The 7,149-nt window shown below is 71.0% G+C and carries 5 protein-coding genes; 4 read left to right on the top strand and 1 reads right to left on the bottom strand.

All coding sequences use genetic code 11. The features are described 5' to 3' along the window. The 4 genes from ACZ4IF_RS43710 to ACZ4IF_RS43695 all read left to right on the top strand — a co-directional run. Positions 1–966 (top strand): nucleotidyl cyclase domain-containing protein (locus ACZ4IF_RS43710; protein WP_467574645.1); only part of this gene is annotated, 966 nt, incomplete at its 5' end. A gap of 663 nt (positions 967–1,629) precedes the next feature. Continuing rightward, positions 1,630–2,208 carry a carboxymuconolactone decarboxylase family protein gene (locus tag ACZ4IF_RS43705; RefSeq protein WP_467574636.1) on the top strand — a complete coding sequence of 193 codons (579 nt, stop codon included), beginning with the start codon at positions 1,630–1,632 and terminating at the stop codon, positions 2,206–2,208. Continuing rightward, positions 2,205–3,071, top strand: coding sequence for an RNA polymerase sigma-70 factor (locus ACZ4IF_RS43700; RefSeq protein ID WP_467574633.1), 867 nt, complete (start codon positions 2,205–2,207; stop codon positions 3,069–3,071). The genes ACZ4IF_RS43705 and ACZ4IF_RS43700 overlap by 4 nt, the downstream gene beginning before the upstream one ends. 291 nt (positions 3,072–3,362) lie before the next feature. After that, a complete protein-coding gene (locus ACZ4IF_RS43695) occupies positions 3,363–4,667 on the top strand; it encodes an MFS transporter (RefSeq protein ID WP_467574630.1) in 1,305 nt (434 codons plus the stop codon). Positions 4,668–4,777: 110 nt separating this feature from the next. On the opposite strand, the gene helR is transcribed toward ACZ4IF_RS43695, so the two are convergent. Beyond that, positions 4,778–6,949 carry an RNA polymerase recycling motor ATPase HelR gene (gene helR / locus ACZ4IF_RS43690; RefSeq protein ID WP_467574628.1) on the bottom strand — a complete coding sequence of 724 codons (2,172 nt, stop codon included), beginning with the start codon at positions 6,947–6,949 and terminating at the stop codon, positions 4,778–4,780. Positions 6,950–7,149 lie beyond the last annotated feature (200 nt).

Here is a 7,149-nt window from a genome sequence, read left to right as displayed (position 1 = left end):
TGGGAGCGCCAGTACGCCGAGGCGCAGCAGCGCTTCGAGCAGCACCAGGCGCAGGTCATCAAGTCCCGCGAGGCCGACGCCCAGGCGGCGGCCGAAGGCGGCGACGCGACAGCGCCTCTCGCGTTCGAGAGCGCCGCCCCACCAGGCCGCCGTTCCTGGACCATAGGCGAATTCCGCCCGCCGTCGCGCGGTCCGGCGCGCGCCGGACTGCTCCTCGCGCCAGGCCTCGAAGCCCCGACATGGTGCACGCTCCTGGCGCTGGACATCGAGCAGTTCGCCCGCTCCAGCACACCTGTGCAGCACTACCTGCGGAGAAGGCTGCACGAGATCTTCGACAACGCCGTCCGCTCGTACGGCATTCAGTCCGACGACGTCGGCATCGAGGACCGCGGCGACGGCCTGGTCGCACTCTTCCCGCCGTCCGTCGCCCTGGCGAAGGTGCTGGACACCCTGCCTCGCGCCTTGCAGGAGGAACTGCGCCACCACAATCAAGTGGCCTCGCCCCAGGGGCAGTTGCGGCTCCGGGCGGCGGTGCACACGGGCCCGGTGGCGCGCGACGGCCGGGGATGGACCGGGACCGCGCTGAACCAGGTCGCCAGAATGATCGACGCTCCGGTGCTCAGGGACGCGCTCGGTGCCGAACCCGGGTTCCCATTGGCCCTCCTGATCTCGGACGCCACCTTCCGATCCGTCCTCCAGCCGGCCACCGCCGTCGACTACGCCCAAGTCACCGTCGACGGCCCACCCGACGAAGGGATACGCGCCTGGGTGTCGGTGCCGGGACTACCCGATCCCGATCGGCTCCTCACCACGGCCACCAGACAGCAGGAAGTCCGGGGAGAGGGGCGGAGAGACCGCAGGGAACCTGGCCTGCGAGACCGTCGGCGACCGACTGCCCGGGACGAGGGCTACGAGTTGACCGCACGTCACGAGTCGAAGCCTCCGCCGTCCGGCCGACGGGGATAGCTCGCTCGCGCACGCCACGACCGGCCGGGAGCGTGGGAGCGAGCGGTGTTCGACAACACCGCCCGCTTCCGGAGCTCTTCGGCCGCACCTGTGCCAGCGGAGGGAGAAGCCGTCGGCCGGTGCGGTGGCGTGGGAGCGTTCCGTGGCACCGGACGCCGTGCCGCTGATACCGACGTGGAGTTGCACCTCCCGTACGTACAATCTGTCCAGTTCTCCCGGATCCACCGCGAACCGGAACGATCGGTCGGCACCGGCCGGGAGCGCCGCGAACGGCGGGGTCAGCGGGCGGGAGAGGGCCCGTACGGACCGTGCGGAGGATCCGCTCGGCCCTGGATCAGGCCCGTCCGGACTTCCGCAGCCCACCGCCAGACCGAGCGCCGCCAAGACCCCCACGAGCCGCGTGCATCTCATGAGTCCCCCTCCTGAACCGCTGGTCGGCGGCATTCCAGGAAGGCTCCGCGCACCGGGTACGCGCCAGGTCGGCCACCGCACACGCGGCACCGGGCGCGGGCCGCACGAGCGCGCGTCCGGTCGGCCCCGGGGCGGACACCTCCCGCAGGGCACGGTCGTGCGCGGCTGTTCGATGTCACATTCGCGGGCCCGGTGGTGTCTTCATGCCGAACAGCCACACAGGCGTACAGGCACACGGACAAGGAGAACACCATGACGCTGCGCGTCCCGAAGGCCGAGCTCCCCGCCGAGCTCAAGGCGAACATGATCAAGCAGTTCGGTGCCGTGCCCGAGAATGTCGAGGTTTTGTGGCACACTCCGGAAGTCGCCCAGGCCAACTTGGAGTTCGGAGGCAAGGTGGGCGCCTGGGACTCGGCCGACGCGAGCCTCAAGTCGTTCGCGCACATGGCCGTCGCGGCACAGGTCGGCTGCAGTTGGTGCCTCGACGTCGGCTACTTCCAGGCGCAGAACGCGAACCTGGACCTGCCCAAGGCGAGCCAGGTGCCGCGGTGGCGTGAGTCGGACGTGTTCGCCCCGCTGGAGCGGGACGTGATGGAGTACGCCGAGGCCATGACGAACACACCGCCGACCGTCACCGACGAGATGTACGCGAGCCTGCTCGGCCGGCTCGGCCCGGCGGCGATGGTCGAGCTCACCGCGCACATCGCCTTCGTCAACCTGGCGACGAGGGCCAATGTGGCGAACGGCGTCCAGTCGCAGGGCTTCTCCGACGCCTGCGAGATCCCGCTGGCCGCACGCCCGGCGAAGTCCGGCGTGGCGTCGCCCGCATGACCGAGGACCCGTACGTCACCCATCGCAGCCTGCTGTTCACGGTCGCCTACGAGATGCTCGGCTCCGCGGCCGACGCGGAGGACGTGCTGCAGGAGTCCTGGCTGCGGTGGGCCGACATCGACCGCACACAGGTGCGTGACCCGCGGGCCTACCTGGTCCGGATCGTCACACGGCAGGCGCTCAACCGGCTGCGGGCGCTGTCACGCAGTCGCGAGGACTACGTCGGCGAGTGGCTGCCGGAACCGCTGCTGACCAGCCCGGATGTCGCCGAGGACGTCGAACTCGCGGAGAGCGTCTCGATCGCGATGCTGACCGTCCTCGAAACGCTCGGTCCGGCCGAGCGCGCGGTGTTCGTGCTCCGCGAGGTCTTCGACCTGCCGTACGGCGAGATCGCAGAGGCCATCGGCAAGTCCGCCGCCACCGTGCGGCAGATCGCCCGGCGGGCCCGCGAACACGTGGCGGCCCGGCGGCCCCGGGTCCAGGTGGACCGGTCGGAGCAGCAGGCCGTCGTGGATCGGTTCCTGACGGCCTTGCGCACCGGGCAGTTGCAGGAGCTGATGGAGGTCATGGCACCGGACGTGGTCATGATCGCCGACGGAGGCGGGGTCGTGGCCGCCGCCCTCGATCCGATCCACGGGGTAGCGGCGGTCGCCGAGCTGCTGGCCCGCGCGAACCGGGTGGTCGAGGCGCTCACGACGACGGCCGTGTGGCTCAACGGCGCGCCGGCGGGGCGTATCGAGTTCGACGGCGAGCCGTCCGCGGTCAGCCTCGCGGTGGAGGACGGGCGGATCACCCGGATCTACGTGATGCGAAACCCCCGGAAGCTGACGCGGCTGGACGAGCCGGCCGAGCTCGCCAGGTAGCCCCAGGCCGCTCCGGCATCGTGATGGTGGTCCGGGCGATTCCGATCGCCCGGACCACACGCACTGCCGCTCCACCGGCGGGCGCGCTCCGCGGCCTGCTGTCGTCGGGCTCCGGCAAGGGCTGGGCGAAACTCCGTTGACGTCGGTGCGCGCCTGCGGTTACAACGTTGAACTCGCGGATCGCGCGGCACGGGGACCTCGGCGCAGGGGCAACGCGGTCCGCTGCCCCCGCCGGGCGGGAGCCGCCGCTTCCGGGAGATCCCTGTGACCCGACACGAGGAGGCCCGCCCAGTGCGAACGAGCACCGTCCGCGACGGCGCCGCCTGGGCGATTCCGACGGCGTTGGCCGTGGACGCCGTCGGCACCGGGCTCTTCCTCCCGCTGTCCATGGTCTACTTCCTCGCCGTCACGGACCTGTCGGAGGCGGACGTCGGTCTGCTGTTGACCGCGGCCACGGCCTGCTCGCTCCTGTTGCCACTGCTCGTCGGGCGGATCGTCGACCGCGTCGGGCCGCGCCCAGTGGTGGTCGCGGGGCAGTTGTCGCAGGCCGTCGGGTTCTTCCTGTATCTCGGGGTGACCGGTCCGGTGTCGCTGTTCCTCGCGGCGCTGGTCGAGTCGGCAGGCCTGCGCGTGTACTGGTCGTCGGTCTTCACGCTGATCGCCGAACAGGCCGACGGGGACGCCAAGGACCAGTGGTTCGCACGGGCCGGCATGATCCGGGCGGCCGGCACAGGCATCGGCACGGTGCTCGCGGGCGTCCTGCTCGCGACCGACTCGCGGCACGTGTACCGGGGAATGGTGCTCGCTGACGCGATCTCCTTCGTCGTCGCGGCGGTCGCCGTCGGGCTGTTCGTGCGCGGTGCGCGGCGGCCGGCTCCCGAGGTCGGCGGTGAATCCCCGGACGGGGTGCGCCAGTTGCTGCGCAACCGGCCGTATCTGGAACTGATCGGTGTGAACATCCTGTTCAACATCTGCACGGTCTTCCTCGCCGTGGCGACACCGGTCTACGTGGTCCGCGGGCTGCACGCGCCCGGGTGGACCGTCGGTGTCTTCTTCACGATCACCACGGCGGTCGTGGCGACGTGCACGGCCGAGGCCACCCGCCGTGTCCGGCGGCGCACCTCCCGGGGCGGGGCGATGGCCTGGGCCGGCCGGCTGTGGGCGATCTGGTGCGGCGCCGCGGCCCTGGCGGTGCTACTGCCGCGCGGCGCGCTGCTGGTCGGCTGTCTGGCGCTGGTGATGCTGCTGTGGGCGACGGCGGAGATGCTGCACGGACCGGCCTCGAACGCCCTCTCGGCGGAGGCGGCGCCCGAGGGGATGCGAGGGACGTATCTCGCCGCGTTCCAGTACTCGTTCGCGACTGCGGACATGGTGACGCCCGGCCTGTTCGGTGTCCTGTACGGCGTCGACCGGGTACTGCCCTGGGTGGTCGTGGGCGGTCTGGCGCTGACGGCGAGCGTGGCGATCCGGCCGCTGGAGCGGCGCTTGGCGGGCTCCGGAGGAGAAGAACGCGGCGCGGCGGGTGGCGCCTTGGAGCGAGTGGCAGGTGACGAGGGGCGGAAGGGACCTGACCGGCAGGGCGCGGAAGGCGTCTGACGGCTCGGGGCAGGAGAGCCTGGCCGAGCGACGAGGGACCGTCTCCTTCTTCGTAGGCGGTCCCTCGTCCCCATGAGCGCAGGGCCGCGATCATGGCGACCGGGTAGGCGTCAGGAGCTGGTGAGTATCACGAGTTGCTGGGTCGCTCGGGTCATCGCGACATAGTGGTCGACCGCACCTTCTACGCCCTCGCCGAAGTCCTCCGGATCGATGAGGACGACCAGGTCGAACTCGAGCCCCTTCGACAGCTCGGGGGTCAGCGACTGGACGCGGGGCGTCGCGCGGAACGTGGGATCACCGATGACGCAGGCGATCCCGTCGGCGTGTGCGGAGAACCAGGTGTCGAGGACCGCGTCCAGCTCCGCAACGGATCCGTGGACGACGGGGACGCCACTGCTGCGGATGGACGTCGGCACGTTGGCGTCCGGGAGGACACCACGAATGACCGGTTCGGCTTCCGCCATGATCTCCTCCGGCGTGCGGTAGTTGATACTCAGGGAGGCCATGGTGATCCGTTCGAGCCCGGCCCGCTCCAGCCGTTCCCGCCACGACTCCGTGAACCCGTGCCTCGCCTGGGCGCGGTCCCCGACGATGGTGAAGCTCCGGGACGGACAGCGCAGCAACAGCATCTGCCACTCCGCGTCGGTCAGTTCCTGCGCCTCGTCCACGACGATGTGCGCGAAGGGGCCGGCGAGCAGATCCCGGTCGGCGGTGGGCAGTTCGGACTCGTCGACGAGACTGACCTCGGCGTCCCGGCCGCGCAACATCCTCACCAGGCCTTCGCCGTCGTCACCGTCGGCACCGGAGGAGGCCGCGGCCTCGATCAGGTTGTCGACGACCTGTGTCATGCGCTCGCGCTGGGCGGCCATGACGGCCTCCTGCCGGCGCTTGCGCACTGCCGCCTCCGGGTCGCCGAGCCGCTGCCGCGCCGCGTCCAGGAGCGGCAGGTCGGACACGGTCCAGGCATGGGGGGCTTCCTTGCGCCGCAGTGCGCGTACGTCATCGGGGCTGAGCCAGGGAGCGCACATCCGCAGATAGGCGGGTACCGACCACAGGTCTCCGACGAGGTCGGCCGCTTGGAGCAGCGGCCAGGCGCGGTCGAGAGTGTCGACCAGGTCCTTGTCGTTCCGCAGCGATCTGCTGAACCGGTCGGGCGGGACGTCGCCGTCGAACTTGTCCAGCAGGATGGTGACCAGCTCCTCCCAGATCTGGTCGCGCGCTTCGTTGTGCGGCGTGCCCGATCCCGCGGCCCGGAACGCCTCGGCCCAGTCGTCCGCGGTGAGCCGGATGTCGGCCCAGTCGGTCGTGACCGTCATCGCCTCGGCGGGCGGCTCCTCGTAGAACCTGACGGCCGCCTCGATCGCCTTCACCATGTCCGCGGACGACTTCAGGCGGGCCACCTCCGGGTCGGTCTCCACCGTGGCTGTCGCCCCTTCGGCGACAAGATCGCGCAGGGTGCAGGTCTGCACGCCCTCCTCGCCGAGGCTCGGGAGCACGTCGGCGACGTACGCCAGGTAGGGCCGGTGCGGGCCGACGAACAGCACACCGCCCCGACGATGACCGAGGCGCGGGTCGGAGTAGAGGAGGTGGGCGGTGCGGTGCAGGGCGACGACGGTCTTGCCGGTGCCCGGACCGCCGTCGACGACGAGCGCGCCGCGGGATCCGGCCCGGATGATGGCGTCCTGGTCGGCCTGGATGGTGGCGAGCACGTCCCGCATCCGTGACGACCGGTTGCCGCCCAAACTGGCGATGAAGGCGGACTGGTCGTCGAGGGCCGCATGCCCTTCGAGCCCTTCGGCGGTGAACACTTCGTCCCAGTAGTCGCTGATCCGGCCGTCGGTCCAGCGGTACCTGCGGCGGCTCGTCAGACCGGCCGGGTTGGCGTGGGTGGCCGCGAAGAAGGGAGCTGCGGCAGGCGAGCGCCAGTCGAGCAGCAGCCGGCGACCGGTGCTGTCGGTGAGACCGAGCCGTCCGATGTACACGGGTTCGGGGTCGTCCGCACGGACGACGTGTCCGAGGCAGAGGTCCAGACCGAAGCGGCGCAGGGTGCGCAGCCGACCGGTCAGCCGGTGGATCTCCGCGTCCCGTTCCATCGCCTGCCGTCCCATGCCGCCGGGCGCCTTGAGCTCGGCGTCGAGGCGGTCGGACAGTTCGGCGATCGTCTGCTCGAGGGTCTCCGCGATGGCCGCGAAGTGCTGTTCGTCGCCGCCGATCAACGCCGGGTCGGCCTTCGGGGAGAGACGTTCGGGGAGATCGAACGCACTGGTGGTCAGAGGGTTCACGTCATCAGCCCCGTTCCGTGGTGGCGTCCGCGGCGTACGCCGGAGCGCACCCGGGGACGACGGTGTCGAGTGGCCGCGGCCGCGGCGTGAATTCCGCCGCCCGCTCTTCGCGGCCGCATGCCTCACTGGCTGACAAAAGCCCACGCAATTCGTGAATCTCCATTTTCTGCAGGTTCTGGCTGAGGTCAGCGATTCTGCAG

Source organism: Streptomyces sp. NPDC025784 (assembly GCF_055558435.1).
The sequence above is the reverse complement of the archived record's forward strand: the minus strand, read 5'-3'. Positions and strand labels throughout refer to the sequence as shown.

Bases quoted from the DNA above. Each gene is read 5' to 3' on its own strand.
- ACZ4IF_RS43705 (WP_467574636.1), top strand. From the start codon at position 1,630: ATGACGCTGCGCGTCCCGAAGGCCGAGCTCCCCGCCGAGCTCAAGGCG.
- ACZ4IF_RS43700 (WP_467574633.1), top strand. From the start codon at position 2,205: ATGACCGAGGACCCGTACGTCACCCATCGCAGCCTGCTGTTCACGGTC.